This window comes from Pseudonocardia sp. SID8383, assembly GCF_009864975.1.
GTDB lineage: Bacteria > Actinomycetota > Actinomycetes > Mycobacteriales > Pseudonocardiaceae > Pseudonocardia > Pseudonocardia alni.
The window spans coordinates 1-1,513 of record NZ_WWFY01001191.1; the positions used below are offsets into that span (position 1 = coordinate 1).

The window sequence follows — 1,513 nt, forward strand, 5'->3', positions numbered from 1 at the left end:
CGGGACCGGTGAACGCGAACAGCGCGGCGACGCCCCCGCCCGGCCCGGTGCGGTAGACCACGGCCCGGTCGCCCGGCGCGGTCCCGGCCAGGCAGCAGGGCTCCGGAGGCGGGTCGGCGACCTCGTCGGCGTCCCAGAGCAGGACGGTGTCCGGCAGCGCGGCACCGGGTCGTACGGGGTCGGTCGGCACGGGGTCGGTCGGCACGGGGCCCGGCAGCGGCATGCCGCCCGTCCTACCCCAGCCCCCGGGGGGCCGGCGCGATGAGCCCGCGGACCCTGCTGCCCGCCCCGTTCACCGCCCGCACGGTCGACGCGGCGGGGACGGCGGTGCACACCGTGATCGGCGGATCCGGGCCGCCGCTGCTGCTCCTGCACGGCTACCCGCAGACCCACGCGATCTGGCACCGGGTCGCGCCGTTGCTCGCCGAGCGGTTCACCGTCGTCGCGACCGACCTGCGCGGTTACGGCGACAGCGCCAAGCCGCCCCCGGGCCCGGACGACGCCGCCTATGCCAAGCGTGCCATGGCCGCCGACCAGCTCACCGTCATGCGGGAGCTCGGGTTCGACCGGTTCGCCGTCGCCGGGCACGACCGCGGCGGCCGGGTCGCGCACCGGCTGGCCCTCGACGCACCGGACGCGGTGTCGGCGCTGGCGGTGCTCGACATCGTCCCGACCCGCCACGCGTTCGACACCGCCGACGCCGGCTTCGGGCTGGGCTACTGGCACTGGTTCTTCCTCACCGCCCCGGCCGGGATCCCGGAGCGGCTCATCGGGGGCGACCCGGAGTTCTGGGTCACCGCCCGGATGCGGTCGCGCCACCACGGCGGCACCCCGTTCGACGACCGCGCCGTCGCCGAGTACGTCCGCTGCTTCGCCGACCCGGCCGCGATCGCCGCGTCGTGCGCCGACTACCGCGCCGCGGCCGGAATCGACCGCGTCCACGACGGCGCGGACGCCGGCCGACGGGTGACCGCGCCGCTGCTGGCGCTGTGGGGCGCGCACTCCTTCGTCGGGCGGTCCTACGACGTCACCGCGGTGTGGGCCGGCTACGCCACGGATGTGCTCGGGACGGCCCTGGACGCCGACCACTACCTGCCCGAGGAGCGCCCCGAGGAGGTGGCGCGGGAGCTGACCGCGTTCCTGACGAGGTGATGCGGCCCGCTCAGCCCGTGATCCGGTACTGCGCGATCTTCCGGTACAGCGTCGACCGGGCCACCCCCAGCGCCGCGGCCGCGGCGGCCCGGTTCCCGTCGGTGTCGCGCAGCGCGGCGACGATCGCGTCCCGCTCGGCCCGGTCCACCGCCCGCAGCGTCCCGGACGGCGCGCTCTGACAGGACTCGGGCAGGTCGGTCGCCTCGACCACACCCACCGGCCGCCGGCCCAGGGCCGCGGTCAGCGCGTCGCGCAGCTCGCTCACGTTCCCCGGCCACGGGTGCCTGCTCACCGTCCGCAGCGCCCCGGCGGACAGCCGCACGTCGCGGCCGGGGGCGAGCTCGGCGAGCAGCGCGGCGAC

General features: G+C 77.5%; 3 protein-coding genes. 1 reads left to right on the forward strand and 2 read right to left on the reverse strand.

The annotated features are described in order from the left end of the window. On the reverse strand, positions 1–223 hold a 223-nt coding region (locus GTW08_RS29035; RefSeq protein ID WP_202417855.1), incomplete at its 3' end, for a hypothetical protein. 38 nt (positions 224–261) lie between these two features. Between GTW08_RS29035 and GTW08_RS29040 the strand changes: the two genes are divergently transcribed. Beyond that, positions 262–1,152 (forward strand): alpha/beta fold hydrolase, encoded by an 891-nt coding sequence (locus tag GTW08_RS29040; RefSeq protein ID WP_073577507.1) that lies wholly within the window; start codon positions 262–264, stop codon positions 1,150–1,152. A 10-nt stretch (positions 1,153–1,162) separates the two neighbouring features. Here GTW08_RS29040 and GTW08_RS29045 read toward each other — a convergent pair. Then, a partial coding sequence (locus tag GTW08_RS29045; RefSeq protein ID WP_275939027.1) for a helix-turn-helix domain-containing protein occupies positions 1,163–1,513 on the reverse strand: 351 nt, incomplete at its 5' end.